12 protein-coding genes are annotated in these 15,496 nt (G+C 47.2%); 1 reads left to right on the top strand and 11 read right to left on the bottom strand.

Annotation, left to right across the window (positions count from 1 at the left end):
* Window positions 1–110: 110 nt before the first annotated feature.
* The 4 genes from G9G57_RS08270 to G9G57_RS08255 all read right to left on the bottom strand — a co-directional run bounded on the left by G9G57_RS08270 (window position 111) and on the right by G9G57_RS08255 (window position 6,091).
* The gene (locus G9G57_RS08270; RefSeq protein ID WP_016820649.1) at window positions 111–1,508 is read right to left on the bottom strand and encodes an L-cystine transporter; all 1,398 of its coding nucleotides are present in this window, start codon (window positions 1,506–1,508) and stop codon (window positions 111–113) included.
* Between the two features lie 240 nt (window positions 1,509–1,748).
* A complete protein-coding gene (locus G9G57_RS08265; protein WP_016820650.1) occupies window positions 1,749–3,650 on the bottom strand; it encodes a beta-glucoside-specific PTS transporter subunit IIABC in 1,902 nt (633 codons plus the stop codon).
* 166 nt (window positions 3,651–3,816) lie between these two features.
* Window positions 3,817–4,650 (bottom strand): BglG family transcription antiterminator LicT, encoded by an 834-nt coding sequence (gene licT, locus G9G57_RS08260; RefSeq protein WP_016820651.1) that lies wholly within the window; start codon window positions 4,648–4,650, stop codon window positions 3,817–3,819.
* A 205-nt stretch (window positions 4,651–4,855) separates the two neighbouring features.
* Window positions 4,856–6,091, bottom strand: coding sequence for a PTS transporter subunit EIIC (locus G9G57_RS08255; RefSeq protein ID WP_016820652.1), 1,236 nt, complete (start codon window positions 6,089–6,091; stop codon window positions 4,856–4,858).
* Window positions 6,092–6,593: 502 nt separating this feature from the next.
* On the opposite strand from G9G57_RS08255, the gene G9G57_RS08250 reads away from it, so the two are divergent.
* Window positions 6,594–8,297: a methyl-accepting chemotaxis protein gene (locus tag G9G57_RS08250; RefSeq protein ID WP_016820653.1), complete on the top strand. Its 1,704-nt coding sequence runs from the start codon at window positions 6,594–6,596 to the stop codon at window positions 8,295–8,297.
* Between the two features lie 100 nt (window positions 8,298–8,397).
* Here G9G57_RS08250 and G9G57_RS08245 read toward each other — a convergent pair whose 3' ends face one another.
* From G9G57_RS08245 to G9G57_RS08215, 7 genes are read right to left on the bottom strand one after another with little or no spacing between them, the layout of a single operon-like run.
* The gene (locus tag G9G57_RS08245; protein WP_044785827.1) at window positions 8,398–10,017 is read right to left on the bottom strand and encodes a cobyric acid synthase; all 1,620 of its coding nucleotides are present in this window, start codon (window positions 10,015–10,017) and stop codon (window positions 8,398–8,400) included.
* Window positions 10,018–10,055: 38 nt separating this feature from the next.
* Window positions 10,056–10,925 (bottom strand): adenosylcobinamide-GDP ribazoletransferase, encoded by an 870-nt coding sequence (gene cobS / locus G9G57_RS08240; RefSeq protein ID WP_107733971.1) that lies wholly within the window; start codon window positions 10,923–10,925, stop codon window positions 10,056–10,058.
* Window positions 10,922–11,482 (bottom strand): bifunctional adenosylcobinamide kinase/adenosylcobinamide-phosphate guanylyltransferase, encoded by a 561-nt coding sequence (gene cobU / locus G9G57_RS08235; RefSeq protein ID WP_164964818.1) that lies wholly within the window; start codon window positions 11,480–11,482, stop codon window positions 10,922–10,924. Before cobU ends, cobS begins: the two co-directional genes overlap by 4 nt.
* The gene (gene cobT, locus G9G57_RS08230) at window positions 11,479–12,549 is read right to left on the bottom strand and encodes a nicotinate-nucleotide--dimethylbenzimidazole phosphoribosyltransferase (RefSeq protein ID WP_044785824.1); all 1,071 of its coding nucleotides are present in this window, start codon (window positions 12,547–12,549) and stop codon (window positions 11,479–11,481) included. Before cobT ends, cobU begins: the two co-directional genes overlap by 4 nt.
* A 40-nt stretch (window positions 12,550–12,589) precedes the next feature.
* Window positions 12,590–13,426, bottom strand: a complete 837-nt coding sequence (locus tag G9G57_RS08225; RefSeq protein WP_039276927.1) for an ABC transporter ATP-binding protein — start codon at window positions 13,424–13,426, stop codon at window positions 12,590–12,592.
* Window positions 13,423–14,469, bottom strand: a complete 1,047-nt coding sequence (locus G9G57_RS08220; protein ID WP_107733972.1) for a FecCD family ABC transporter permease — start codon at window positions 14,467–14,469, stop codon at window positions 13,423–13,425. The genes G9G57_RS08225 and G9G57_RS08220 overlap by 4 nt, the downstream gene beginning before the upstream one ends.
* Window positions 14,466–15,473 (bottom strand): ABC transporter substrate-binding protein, encoded by a 1,008-nt coding sequence (locus G9G57_RS08215; RefSeq protein ID WP_016820660.1) that lies wholly within the window; start codon window positions 15,471–15,473, stop codon window positions 14,466–14,468. Before G9G57_RS08215 ends, G9G57_RS08220 begins: the two co-directional genes overlap by 4 nt.
* Between the last annotated feature and the right edge of the window lie 23 nt (window positions 15,474–15,496).

The raw sequence follows: 15,496 nt of genomic DNA, 5'->3' as shown, positions 1-15,496 counted from the left end.
CGACCTTAGGGTCGGCTCTGAGTATGGAGGTACACACTGCATGTGTTACATATACATATGCGATAAATGCGATATGAGGCTGCAGTGTATACCATTCGTCTATCTTTTACTTAAGAGTGTGCCGCTGCATCCAGATCCGTGCCATGGTTGTTGAACACGTCTTGATCGTTCTCCTTGAGTACTTTGCCAGAGATAAGACCTGCGGTAATAGAATCATTAACATTCAACGCGGTACGGCCCATATCAATTAACGGTTCAACCGAAATGAGCAATCCTGCCAAGGCCACGGGAAGGTTCAGGGTAGAAAGCACGATCAGGGAAGCGAAAGTGGCACCCCCGCCTACACCTGCCACACCGAACGAGCTCACCGTAACAACCAGAATAAGTGTGAGGATAAAATCCCAGCTTGTAGGATCTATGCCCACCGTTGGAGCAATCATGACCGCCAGCATGGCAGGATAAATACCCGCACAGCCGTTTTGCCCAATGGTTGCACCCAGGGTCGCGGACAGATTTGCGATGCCGTCGGACACACCAAGCTTTTTCGTTTGTGTTTCAACATTTAATGGAATAGTCGCTGCACTGGAACGAGACGTAAAAGCAAAAACCAGTGTAGGCAATACCTTTTTCACATATGTCACTGGATTATAGCCGAACAAGGCCAGCAAAATAAGATGAATAACGAACATGACCAATAAAGCCACATAAGAAGCGAGTACAAACTTGATCAGCTTCAAGATTTCATCCGGATTTGTCGTAGCTACAACTTTCGTGATCAGTGCTAAAATACCGTAAGGCGTCAATCTTAGCACCAGAGTTACAATCCGCATCACTACAGCGTACACTGCGTCGATCACTTTGCGGAAGGTTTGCGCCTGCTCTGGTTTTTTACGATCCAATCCGAGTACTGCCACCCCGATAAAGGCTGAGAAAATAACCACCGCCAACGTCGATGTACGGCGTGCCCCTGTCATATCTTCAAAAGGATTCGAAGGAATAAATTCCAGCACCTGCTGCGGAATAGTCATATCCTGGACTGTTCCCAGTCGTTCTTCCATCTTCAGGCCTTGCGCTTGCTCCTTTTCACCACTTTGAATCTCAATTGCTTTTAGATCAAAAGACAGGCTGGTTACAATACTTACTGAAGCTGCAATCGCCGTTGTAATCAGTAGCACTGCAATAATGGACACGCTTATTTTGCCTAGATTCTGTCTTCCCTTCAAATTCATAATAGCCGAAATAATCGACACCATGATAAGCGGAATAACGACCATTTGCAGCAAACGGACATAACCATTACCTGCAAGGTTGAACCAATCGACCGATTTGGTAATGACCTCTGAGCCAGCCCCATAAGCGTACTGAAGAATAGCCCCGTAGATCAGTCCGAAGCCGAGCCCGGTAAAAACTCTTTTTGTAAAAGAGATGCGCTTTTTCTGCATCCAGACCAACACGCCGAGCAGTGCAAGCAGCACGATAACATTTAAAATAATAAAGAAGGTATCCATATATCTTTTCCTCCAAACTTAAACGTAAGATGTTTTCTAAAGTGACCCTTCAATCCGAAGATTACTATATCACAAAGCCAACTATTTTTGTAGGTTTTATTGAAATAAAAATAATAAAACTGCTTCAGCCTTAGATTTTATGAAAACGACAAACAGCAAGCCTTCGTAAGATGAAGGCTTGCTGTTTGTTATCCTGAACACAACGATTCGTATTCAATGTATACGTAGATTTTTCGACTGTCAGACGATCACTGTATATAACAGTTCCTGTTCCTTAACGACTTTATGCTGATTCCCTGCGGGCTCCAATTCGCTAAACTGATCTACATTTGTAACAATAACAGGCGTTATCGTTTCGTATCCAGCCTTGCGGATTTCCACCAGATCAAACTCCAGTATAAGATCGCCTACCTTTACGCGATCTCCTGCTTTAAGATGAGGTGTAAAATGAAGTCCTTTTAGTTTAACAGTGTCCATCCCTACGTGAATGAGCATTTCAAGTCCTGAATCACTCACCAAACCTACAGCGTGCCCACTTTTGGAAATGGAGAACACTGTGCCCTCAACTGGGGAAACAACCCGACCTTCGGAGGGTTCAATAGCCCATCCTCTACCCATAATTTCTTGAGAAAATGCAGGATCATTGACTTCACTGAGCGGTTTAACTTCACCCACAATTGGGCTGAATACCGGGATTTTCTCACCTTTTGGCAGTGAGCTCATCGCAGATTGTGCTACTTCCTCAGTAGAGATCTCGCCAGCAGCATCTGCTGCTTGTGTCGTTTCTTCGTTCTTTTCATCTGTAAAACCGATCACATAGGTAACAATCGCAGCAACCACAAATGCAATAATAAGACCAAGAATTGCGTACAAGAAAGTCGGTCCAATAAACATAGCCAGACCAGGCAAACCAACGAGTCCCCCAACGACGTACGCTTTTGTGCCAAACAAACTCATGAAGCCCCCACCGACAGCTCCCCCGATCAACGCTGCCGTAAACGGTTTTTTAAACCGCATATTCACACCATACATTGCAGGCTCGGTTACACCCATAATAGCTGTCAAGCTCGTGGAGAAGGCCACTGTTTTGACTTTGGCATTTTTGGATTTCAAGAATACGCCGAGTGTTGCACCAGCCTGAGCCAAGTTAGCTGCTCCCATAATTGGAATCATGTAATCATAGCCCAACGTTGCAATCGATCCGATCATAATAGGAACCAACGCGTAGTGCATACCTGTCATAATGATCAGGGAGAAGGTACCGCCCAGCAGCAGACCTGCAAGCGCACCTGTATTTTCAAACAACCAAGATATCCCTCCTGACAGGCCATTACCAATAATGGAGCCGAGCGGCCCTACAGCAATCAACGTCAAAGGTACGATAATCAATAGAGTCAGTGTTGGAACAACAAGCAACTTCAGTGATGCATGAGTATACTTATCAATGAATTTTTCAACATAGGATGCCAGCCAGATCGCGATAACAATTGGAATAACGGTCGACGAATACGTGGCCGCTGTCACCGGAAGGCCAATAAAGCTAACCTTCACATTCGAAGCCAGTAATGCTGTAATGTCTGGATGTAAAATTGAAGCACCAATCGCCGCACCAATAAACATATTGCTACCGAGTTTTCTAGCCGCACTCACAGCCAAAATAATCGGCAGGAAGTAGAACGCACCGTCACCTATTGCGGCTAAAATCGTATAGGTTTGACTCTTGTCAGACATCCAGTGCATAGCTACCAGTAGGGCAATAATCCCTTTGATCATACCTGCCCCGGTGATCGCCGGCAAAATAGGTGTAAACATACCTGCAATAAAGTCGAACAGTTGGCTGATCGGGTTTTGTTTTTTCTTGGATGCAGTGCTTGCGCCTGTTTCACTTTGCGGTGCCTTGGACATGTTACTCACCAATGATTTATATACATTAGCTACATCATTTCCGATAATCACCTGAAACTGGCCGCCACTCTCCATGACTCCCATGACACCATCCGTTTTTTGCAACTGCTCTTTTTGAGCTTTCTTATCATCATGAAGGTTGAAGCGCAAGCGCGTCATGCAGTGAATGACCTGCTCTACATTTTCTTCTCCACCGACCAATGTAAGTATCTCTTTGGATAATTGATTTCGATCCATGAGGCATTCCTCTTTTCTATTTAAGGTATATAGTGTGAAATTTGGGAATAAAAAAAACCTGAATACAGAAAGCAGACAGCTTTATAAAAGCCAATCTTCTTTCAGCATTCAGGTTTTGCCTTCTTGTTTAGAAGTAGCAATCCTAAATCCCTGATCATCCGTAAAATCATTGATTCTTAATGATGCGTTCGATGTGAATCGTGAGATACAGCATCTCATCCTGGGATAAGCTTCGACCATAGATCTTAGACGTATAATCTCTTATTTTTTCCGCACAAGCATAAGCGTCCTTATATTGTACCTTAACCATATCATGAAGCGAATTATCTGTATTTTGTACAGGAGTTCCGTTCATAACCCGTTGGGCAAAAAATTTGAGATGTGTAATAAAGCGGTAATAGCTTAACGACTCTTCATCCAGCTCCATTACAAAAAAGCGGCTTACAATGTTTATGATATCCTTGACGATATTAGTCAGGGTTATCGTTTCGCGCATTTCACTGTTCAGCTGTGCATTCACCAAATGTAAGGCAATAAACGCCCCTTCATCATCTGGGAGTGTAACCCCCAGCTTGTCCTGAATCATGTGCAATGCTTTGGTCCCAATCGCGAACTCCTTGCGGTACATTCGTTTGATTTCCCAGTAAAGTGCATTCTTGATGTCCATACCCAAACGATAACGCTCTATGGCAAAATGGATATGATCTGTCAGCGAAATATAGATGCTGTCATGCAACTCTACACCAAGTATCGTTTTGGCATACTGGATGATTTCATCAGAAAGTTCAACATACTCAATAGGGATATCAGACATCAGGGTCATCAATTTACGGGAAACCTCGGTACTTTCAAGCTTGAAAATTTTCTCAATTTTCCCCTCTTCAATCTCATCGCCTGTGTTTTTTTTAAAAGCAATTCCTCTTCCCATAATGACTAATTCTTTCTGCTGTTCATCAATGACCGTTACGACGTTATTATTCAGCACCTTTGCTATCTTCATTCCATCACCTTAAGCCGCTTGGAGTAGTAAAAAAAAGGCAATACCAAAACTGACACATAGTGCCTGTTTATGGTTTTGCCCGATATGGTAACAATCCATGATTGTGCAGTTTTGATTAACTGTCATCATAGTATCATATAAACACTGAGCTGACAAGATTTTTTTGTAAACACTTACATGAGGTAATTAGCCGTTGCGTTGCACCTTAATTGTTAGAGCTCTTTTCCACATTCAATTCCGAGGAAGCACGAATACGGGATGCGGATGCAATTTTTGATGGCTCCTCTTTATCGTCCACAAAGCCCATAAAATACGTAATTACACCAGCCGTAACAAACGAAATCAACATGCTCAAAATGGCGTAAACAAATGTAGTGTCGGAAAACAGGGGTAAGCTAAGCAAGCCAGATAAGGCTGCAAAAGCAGTCAACTTCACTTCAAACAGACACATACACGCCCCACCAATAGCCCCGCCAACCAGTCCCGCGATAAGCGGTTTTTTGAAGCGCACATTAACGCCGTATAATGCTGGTTCAATGATTCCAAACATAGCCAACAGGCCTGTGGAAGCAGCAAGTATTTTGACTTTGGCATTTTTGGATTTAACACATACACCGAAGGCCGCGCCTGCCTGAGCCATGACTGCCGCCGCAACAACAGGGGTAATAGAATCATAGCCATTCGTAGCCATGGATTCTATTATGTTCATCGACATCATATATTGCATGCCCGCAAAGTGGAGCACAGGTATTGTCCCACCAAACAGCAGACCTGCAAATACGTCCGCATCGTCAAACAGTGAAGCAAAACCACCCGACAAATGATGTGCCAGGGTCGTCCACAGCGGACCAAAAACAAACAACAATAAAGGCACAATCAAGATAAGCGTCAATGTCGGAACGACCAGTAGTTGAATTGAATAACGGTCGAACCTACTCAATCCTTTTTCAATCTTCGATGCAAGCCAGACAACAATAAGAATCAGTATAAAAGAAGCAACATACTGTGGCTCCACCACGGGTAAATCGTCTGAATTCATTTTTAGGCCGGATTGCAGTAGTTCCATAATACCAGGATGAAATGAGCAGGCCCCAATTGCCGCCGCAATAAATAAATTGCTACCAAGCTTTCTTGCCGCATTTACCGCTATCAAAATGGGCAAAAAATAAAATACGACACCACCAATGTACCCTAAAGCGGTAAAGACTTGAGTATCAAAAAAATCTAAGAACAAGAAAACAGTCGCAATCCCCTGAAAGATTCCTCCAGCAATTAGCAATGGCAAGAGCGGAGTGAATACGCCTGAGATAAAATCAAACAGGCGGCTGAACGGATTCCCTCCTCTATTCGCTTTATCTTGATCTTGATCTATAGTCGGTTCCTGGTTATCTTCTCCCTCTACCTCCAAATTTATTTCCTTAGAAAGCAATTCCCGATCCATAACTGCCTTTTCCCCTTTTATATGTATATTGAAGACCACATTCGAACTTATTAAAGCAAGCTTAAAAGAAGCTTGTAAAAAGTGGTATTCCTTATACTACTTATATTCCTTCTTTTTTACAATAGTTATAAAAGCACGGGTAAAGCTTTTTAATTTCCTACTCCTGATAATTTACATCAAACTTACATCTAAACACCCAAGACCATAGTTATATATTTTTTGTTTGTTTTTGGGCAAATATGACTATTCAACCGTCTGTTAATTATGTAAAATAGGTCTAACCTACTTTTTAGTAAATCATGGATTACTTCCCTTTCTCATATCTTGTGTCCTTGAATACAGCTGAAATATACATAGAATCCGAACATTTTCAGTCTTTTCTTCAAGCAAAGAAAGGAAAACAAGTAGATCATGGCGTGTCTAGTATCTCATTGGACAAGCGGCCTACATCAAGCAGGGCAATTCGTCTGTTTTATCACCATCATGTGAGAGGAGAATTTTCATGAAGCGTTTTAATCGTTCCCTTGGCGCAAAGCTACGAATTATGTTTTTGCTGATTCAGCTCTTTGCGTCTCTTCTGTTCAGCATCAGTTTTTATGCAGTTTCCATGAGTATCATTAATAGCAGTGTCATGCCTCAAGTAGACCAATTGCTAGAAACTGGGGCTAAAAATGTGTATCAGGATCTCAATATTTCCTTAGCCGTTCAAGCTGGGCAAGGAAGTGGGTCTGGTTCCAGCTCTGCTATGCAGATGGAAGCTTATCTTCAGGACAAGGTTGACACCCTCAAATTAGAATCCGCATATATTGCGGTGCTGAAGGATGATGGTAAGGCCGAAGTTGTCGCACGAAACGTAAAATCAGCATATAAGGTCAAGGATACCCTCGTTCCTGTTGAGGATATTAAAAAAGCCAAACAAGGCGAGATGAATATCAGTGACATTTACAGCGACTCGCATGGAGTACACAAAACCGCCTTCTTTGCAATATCAGGCAGTAATCTGATTCTTGGCGTGAACGAAGATGTTGGATTCGTACAGGAAAAATCCCAACAAATCCTATGGATTTGCATTGGTATTACACTGGTAACACTTATACTGGGCGGAGTTATTTCTACCCTTGTCATTCGTAAAGTTGTACAGCCCATTGCTGAATTGGTTCGTCATAGCGAAAAAATTGCCCAAGGGGATCTTTCGCAAGATACAAAGGTTCAAGGAGTTAATGAAATTGCTCAACTTGCCCGCAGCTTCCAATCTATGTCTCTTAACTTGAAAGAAATGATCGGCCATGTGCTTACTACATCAGGTGCAGTTGTTAAAGGGTCGGACGAGTTGCTTCGTCGAACTGAGGCTATGAGTGTAAAAGTCCAGGACTCTACAGCTGCCGCTGAAGAAGTAGCCAAGGGCAGCAACAGCATCGCTTCTGCTGCTGCTGAAAATGCACAGGCTATGGAGGAGATTGCTCAAGGTGTGCAGCATATCGCTTCCTCTGCCAATGATGTATCTGACCAAATCAGTGAAGCAACGAAAGAAACGGTTAACGGGAATACGCTTGCTCAAAAAGCTGTAGCTCAAATGTCACAGGTAGGACATGCTGCTGATGAGTCGCTTCGATACATACATAGTATGAATGAACGCTCAGAAGCTATTGGTAGCATCGTTTCTGCAATTTTCGATATTACAAAGCAGATTCAAATGTTGTCCCTGAATGCCTCCATTGAGGCTGCCCGCGCGGGCGAGCATGGACGGGGCTTCGCTGTAGTTGCCGGGGAAGTTCGCAAGCTCGCAGAGCAATCCAAAGCAGCAACACAGGAAATTTCGGACTATTTGGTTACCATTCAGGAAGTATCTCAGCAATCTGTGGACTCAGTGACTCAGGTTAGTCGTGAGATTCACTCGGGAACGGAAATGGTTCAACAGGCGAGTTTTGCTTTTAACCAGCTAAGTGAGCTCATGCAAAAGATCAACGCTACGATTCAAACCGTATCCGCAGCAACGGAGCAAGTATCCGCCAGCTCGGAGGAAGTATCTGCTTCCGTGGAGGAGACAGCTCTCATTGCTGCAAACGCACAACATATGATTCAGGAGATCGGTTTAAATGCCGATGAGCAACTGAATGAAATGGAAAGCCACAGTGAGGTTGTTCGTCAATTAAGCCAACAAGCAACTGAACTGCAAAAGGCGGTTCAAAAATTTAAAATTAAGTAAGCTGATCTGCTAAAAAAGGTATCTCTCAGTCACAAAAATGACTGTAGAGATACCTCTTTATTTTTTTAAAAGCTTTTTAAAGGATCTTCCATGAAGAAGTTTATGAATCCATCCCGAGAATGCGGTAAATTTGTCCCATATCCAAATGAGCGCGTACCACCTCTGCGACACGGTCAAATTCTTGTTCCTTGGCTTCACGTACAGTAAAAGTGCTATCCAAAGCTGGCAAGCCCTTGGCTTGTCTCAGTCCATCCAACCAGGACCGGCGAAAACGGTCATTATCAAACACACCATGCAAGTAGGTTCCCCATACCTTACCGTCTGTCGTACCCCAACCTTCCTCAAAGGCAGTCCCTTCCCCACGCTGAATCTGGAATAATGTTTTCATTTTCGTTGAGTCTGGAGTCCTGTCTATAGATACATGTGGTTCCGTGACATACTCTGTAACACCCATATGTATTTCATATCCTTCAATGACTGGCTTGGAGGTAGAACCCGAATCAAGTGCAGTGCTTAGCAAAAGTGGGCAATGATTAGACAGGGTTCCTTGAACGCGCACGGTTTGCTTTTCCTTTAAGAAGATCGTGGATAGAGCTAGCCAACCTAACCCATCTGCCTGCTGCGGCAACCCAGATTCGACGGCATCGGGGTCAAATAACGCTGTACCCAGCATTTGATAGCCCCCACAAATACCAACCAGTTGCGTGCGTCCTATCTTCACGGCCTCTCGAATGTCATCCTCTAGCCCTCTTTCACGCAATTCCAGCAGATCTCCGATGGTGTCTTTGGTTCCCGGTAAGATAATGGCATCCGGTACGCCCAATTGCCCGGCCTCCGTGACATAACGCACGCTCACATCCGGCTCTGCGGCCAAAGCATCCGTGTCCGTAAAATTGGAAATACGCGGATAACGTATCACCGCAATGTCCAATTCTTTATCCTTTGCTGACCGCTTAGGCTTCTTGTCCAGTACGACCGAATCTTCTGCTTCAATGCGAATGTCCGGTAAATAGGGCAGTACACCGAGTACAGGAATGCCTGTCCGTTCTTCCAGCCAGTCTAATCCTGGTTGAAGCAGGGACAAATCGCCTCTGAATTTGTTAATGATAAATCCACGGATACGCTGTACTTCATGGGGTTCCAGCAACTCAATAGTCCCTACCAGAGAGGCAAAGACACCACCCCGGTCAATATCCGAAATCAGCAATACTGGAGCATCCGCCCAGCCTGCAAGGTTCATATTTACAATATCGCGGTCCTTTAAATTAATTTCTGCCGGGCTGCCTGCCCCTTCCATAAGCACAATATCATAGGTATCACGCAGCCGATTTAGCGCATCCATAACGGTGTGCTTGGCTTGTGGCAAAAAATCCTTTCGGTAATCGGAAGCGCTCATATAGGCATAAGGTACACCGTGTACAACAATTTGTGAGTGCATATCCTTGACCGGCTTAATCAGAATCGGATTCATGTCGGTCGTCGCCTCAATACCACAAGCTTCGGCCTGTACTCCCTGTGCACGTCCAATTTCCTTGCCGTCCTCGGTAACATAAGAGTTTAACGCCATATTTTGTGACTTAAACGGTGCGGGACGGTAGCCGTCCTGCAGAAAGATCCGGCACAGCGCGGTCGTCACCACGCTTTTGCCCACATCCGACGCTGTTCCTTGAAGCATTAAGATAGCTGCCGGGTTCGTGCGGGACGGTTCGAAAGTTGACAATTGCCTCTTCCCCTTTAACGAATTCATTTCAAATTTGATCACAACCCGTACAAAATGACAATAAACAGCAACAACACAGTCTCCAGCAATTCGTTCAAAGCTCCGTATATATCTCCCGTAAGTCCCCCAAGACGGCGATTAATACGGTTTGCTGTAAAGGTTCCAACTCCGTAAGCCAAGAGCGGAAGCAACGCAAAGCCTATCCAGATTGGAAGGCTTTCAGAATACCAAAGGAGCGTCTGTAAGTGTGTCCCTGCTAACGACAGGTTTCCTGATCCCTCTGTTGCTGTAGCTGGTCCTGCAAGTATATACTGGCCTGCGGCAGCACCTAGAGTCACGACTACAGCCCAAAATACGGCCAGTCCGGCACGTCCACCACTCATATCAGCAAAACGCGCAGCCAGTCCATCATCGTTACGGGCTTTAGGCCAGCGCTTCATTGCATGTACCATAAACCAGCGGCTCCAAACCATCGGAAGCAACAACAAGCCAGACACATTTTGTTCAACCAGCACGGTATACAGCAAAGCAGCCTTGAGCATGAGTAGCAGCACACAAGCAATAACCCCCATTGCTCCTACACGGCTATCTTTCATAATCTCCAGCATCCGTTCACGGGACCGGTAGCTGAATAAGGCATCCGCAGCATCCATCCACCCGTCCAGATGCAGTCCGCCCGTCAACCAGACCCAGACTGCAAGGGTAAGAATCGCACACGGCAGCGGTGGCAGCACCATAGCCGTAAGCGCCGCAATGCCCCAGACGATAATACCAATAATCACTCCAACCAGCGGATAATAGCTTGCACTGCGTTTCAGCAGCTCCGGGGAAAAATCCAGCTCCGCCTTGACCGGTAGACGGGTTAAAAATTGAAAAGCCGCAGCAACAGCCTGACGTTCGCGGCTCATAGCTTATATTCCAACTGTTTAAGTTCTACGGGAATGCCCGCCGTCACTAAAAAAACTTCGTCACAAACACGGGCTATCCGCTGATTCATAATCCCGCTCAAATCCCGGTACAGCCTTCCAAGCGGATATTCTGGTACAATACCGTCACCGACCTCGTTGGTTACGATGACGAGCGATCCCGGATACTGCTCCACAGCTGCCGCCAGTTCATCCATGGCGGCTCTGGCCGCAGCTTCGCCGTCCTCACCTGCGGCCAGCAGCACGTTCGACAGCCACAGGGTCAGGCAGTCGACCAGCACCATAGGCGCAGGCTGCGACGCTTGATCGTCGCCAAGCCGCCGCAGCAGCTCCGGCAGCGCCTGCGCTTCCTCCAGCGTCTGCCAGTCATACCCGGCAGAATCGCGCTGGAGCCGATGAAGAGCGATACGCTCCTTCATCTCCACGTCATAGGCTTGGGCCGTTGCAATATAGCAGGCGCGCGGAGCGCGCGCCATGCATAATCGCTCGGCAAAGCCGCTTTTTCCGCTGCGTGCCCCGCCGGTCACGAGCGCCTTCATCGCTGCGCGGCTCCCTGACCGTCCGATACGCCTGCATCGGCAAAGGTCGCCATTTCGCGCATAATGCGGCACGCCGCATCAATCAGGTGCAAGCTCAGCGCACCGCCCGTGCCCTCACCGAGCCGCATGTCCAAATGAAGCATGGGCTCCAGCTTAAGCTGGCGGAGCACTGCCGCGTGTCCACGCTCGTCCGAGGCGTGCGAAGCAAGCATGTACGCCGCGCTCGCAGGCGCAAGCGCGCGTGCAGCAAGGGCTGCCGCGCCGGAAATAAAGCCGTCCAGCACCACTGGACAGCGATGCGCGGCTGCGCCGAGGATGACGCCTGCCAGAGCGGCAATCTCCAGACCGCCGACCTTGGTCAGCACGTCCAGCGCGTCATTGGCATCCGGCTGATTCACATCCAATGCGCGGCAGACAACGGCTATTTTACGGGTAAGTCCCGCCACATCTACCCCCGTTCCCCGGCCCACGATCACTTCCGGATCAAGTCCGGTGAGCGCACATACAACCGCAGCGCTGGCTGTCGTATTCCCGATCCCTAGCTCTCCGGTAACAAATAGCCGTGTGCCACCTTTAACCGCTTCTGCTACGGCTTCAGCTCCGGCCAAAACCGCTTGTTCCGCTTCCGTACGCAGCATGGCTGGCCCTTTAGCCATATTCGAAGTGCCCATACGCACCTTACGATTCACTAAATCTGGGTGAGCAACGTCCGCATTCACGCCAACATCTATTACCTGGACATCAGCGCCTGCATGACGTGCCAGCACATTAATTGCTGCGCCGCCTGACAGCATGTTATACAGCATTTGCTGCGTAACCTCAGCTGGAAAGGCGCTAACTCCCTCTTCACACACCCCATGATCCGCAGCCATGACCATCACCGTTTTACGATCAAATTCAGGCTTGTCCACGCCAGTAATTCCTGCTAGCTGGATGGCCAAGCTCTCCAGCTTTCCAAGACTTCCAGGTGGCTTTGTTAATTGGTCCAAATGTGCTGACGCTGCCGAAGCCGCCACTCCATCCGGCTGGGCTATGCTATCGATCAGCTGACGCAGCTTGTCGTTCATACCTTCCACTCCCTGCTCTTTTTAGTATGTTCCCAATCTCCTATTGATCTGCTGTAGACGCAGCGCTTCTGCGCAGCAAGAGCTGCGGCACACCGCTATCGGGATGCGGAAGCATCACAGGCTCCACACCATATACACGCCGAATCCGGTCCTCTGTTAGCAAATCCGATGAACTACCCAATCCTTCAACCATTCCATCCTTAAGTACAAGCAAATTATCGCAAAATTGTGCCGCCAAATTAAGATCATGCAGGACAGCAATGATCGTCACGCCCGTTTCTTGGCGCCATTCTGCCAACAACTCCATAAATTCAAGCTGATAGCGCAAATCCAGATAGGTCGTAGGTTCGTCCAGCAGCAATATCTGTGGTTCCTGCACCATCACCTTTGCCAAAGCTACACGCTGTCGCTGCCCTCCACTCAAGCGGTCCAATGTTCTGTCGGCCAGTGAAGTTAGACTCAATCGCTCTAGGACCCGATCCGTAATCGCCTCCACATCAACTCCCTTTTCCCTGCCTAGCCAGTCCTGATGAGGAAACCGCCCCATTTCTATAACTTCCCTGACGGTGTATCTCACTGGAGGAATGCCCTCCTGCTGGAGTACGGCTACAAGTCGGGAAAGCTCTTTTCTGCTGTAGCTACCGACCTTTTTGCCATAGATATGAACACTTCCAGAAGTCGGCTGATCTACGCCAGAAAGCAGATGCAGCAACGTCGATTTACCACTCCCATTCGGACCAATGATCCCCCACCAAGCTCCTTCGTCTACGTTCCAGCTAATATTCTTCAACACATGGAACTCTCCATAAGCACGGGTAAGACCTGCTACCTCTAGCGCCCGATCATCCACCTTCTGTGTTTCACTTTGTTCGGTCACAACAGATCCCCCCTGCGCAGCTTCTTGTTCCGGTACAGGAGATACGCGAAGAACGGCGCCCCAACAAAGGCCGTCATAACGCCCAGAGGAATTTCCGTTGGGGCCAACAACGTGCGAGCCGCCGTATCTGCCCAAGCCATAAAAATAGCTCCACCCAGTGCAGATAACGGAACAATCATCCGGTAATCGGGACCTGTCACCAGACGAATGATATGTGGTACAACGAGTCCGACAAAGCCAATGACTCCGCATACTGAGACAGCGGCAGCTGTCAGCAAGGTAGATATGATCAGGACAGATAGCTTCGTCGCATCTACATGAACCCCCATATGAGCCGCTTGACGTTCACCCAAAGCCAGAATATTCAGCACCCGTGCCCGGTTCCATAGAAACACCAGCCCAACGATCACGTAAGGTAAAAGAATTCCCGTATATGACCAACCTCGCAGACTAAGACTTCCCAACGTCCAGTACAATATTTCATTGACTGTTTCCTTCGACATGGCTGCCAGAAAAGAAACAATGGCTCCCCCAAAAAATTGCATCACCACACCTGATAAAATGAGGCTTTGGGTCGGAATTTTCCCACCTTCACGCGCCAACGTCAACACCATCCACAGCGTCAGCATGCCGGTTATAAATGCGACTAGCGGAAGGGTCCATATACCCACAAATGAAAATTGAAGCCCCCAATAAATCAGCACTGCCGCTCCTACCGAAGCTCCCGAGGATACCCCAAGGGTATAGGGATCAGCCAAGGGATTACGCAACACACCCTGAAATCCAGCTCCCGCCAGCGCCAGCGCTGCTCCGACCAACATTCCCAGTAACACTCTTGGCAGTCTGACCTTCAAAATAATCTGCTCTGCAGATGTATTCCAATCCGGTGTAAACGTATCATCTAACCACGGTAGGTGGTTGATCAAAATACCTGTGATCTGGCTGACCGGAAGACTGACCGAGCCGATGCCAAGACAGAGCAGCAGCGTCAGCAGCAGCAAGACAAGACCAGTCCCCCCAAAACCGATCAGTCTACGGTTCATTTGAAAATTTCAGGGTACACGCCCTTGGCTACTTCCTTGAGTCCTTCTGTTACGCGTGGACCTGGACGGCTAATCAAATTATCATCCACGGCAAATACACGATTGTTACGAACAGCCGATATTTGATCCCATCCACTGCGAGCTTTTATGATATCGCTGAGGGTCTGGCCTGTTTTGTCATCCTTCACACTTTTGCTGTACAAAATCACGTCAGGGTTGGCAGCTATAATATTTTCCTCACTGATTTGGTACCAGCCCTTCTGCGTGGCACCCACGTTTTCGCCGCCTGCCAATGTAATCAGTTCGTCCATAAACTCGCCTTTACCCACTGTCCAGCCTGGTGAAAACTCGACGTATACCCGCAGCTTCTGCCCTTTGCCGATATTTTTAACTCCTTCTTTCACTTCCGCTACATCTGCTCTCATCTTGTCGGTCACCGCTCTCGCTTCTTTCTGATGATCGGTGATTTTCCCATACAATTCGATGTTAGCTATGACATCTTCAACGGTCTTCGGTTCCGTTTTAAAAATCATAATTCCCATGTCACGCAGCTTAGTCGTAGCCTGTTCACTAAGTGAAATTCCTGCAAAAACAACTTCCGGGTTCGCAGCAATGATCGCCTCTTCGTTCGGTTTCATAATACCGCCCACTTTAGGCTTTTTCGTAGCTGCCTCCGGGTAATCAGAGTAGTCGGATACACCAACAATTTCCTTATCCAATCCGATAGCGAACAACGCCTCGGTTTCTGCCGGGGAGACGGAAACGATCTTGTCCGGTGCCTTTTTAAATGTAAATTCCTGTCCTGTTGCATCCTTAACCGTTAGCGGGTAAACCGTTTTGCCCGGAGGCTCTTGTGCGGTTACGGTCTGTCCCGGCTGCTGTGAAGAAGCTTGGCCCTCTTTATTTTCTGCATTTTTTCCATCCGCGCCACATGCACTCAGCACAACTGCCAATATCAGCGCCAATAGACCTGTTGTCCATACCTTTATTTTCTTTACTGCCATGATTTGCACCCCTTCATACAAAA

Source organism: Paenibacillus sp. EKM211P (genome assembly GCF_011066175.1).
GTDB classification, from domain to species: domain Bacteria; phylum Bacillota; class Bacilli; order Paenibacillales; family Paenibacillaceae; genus Paenibacillus; species Paenibacillus polymyxa.
The sequence above is the reverse complement of the archived record's forward strand: the minus strand, read 5'-3'. Positions and strand labels throughout refer to the sequence as shown.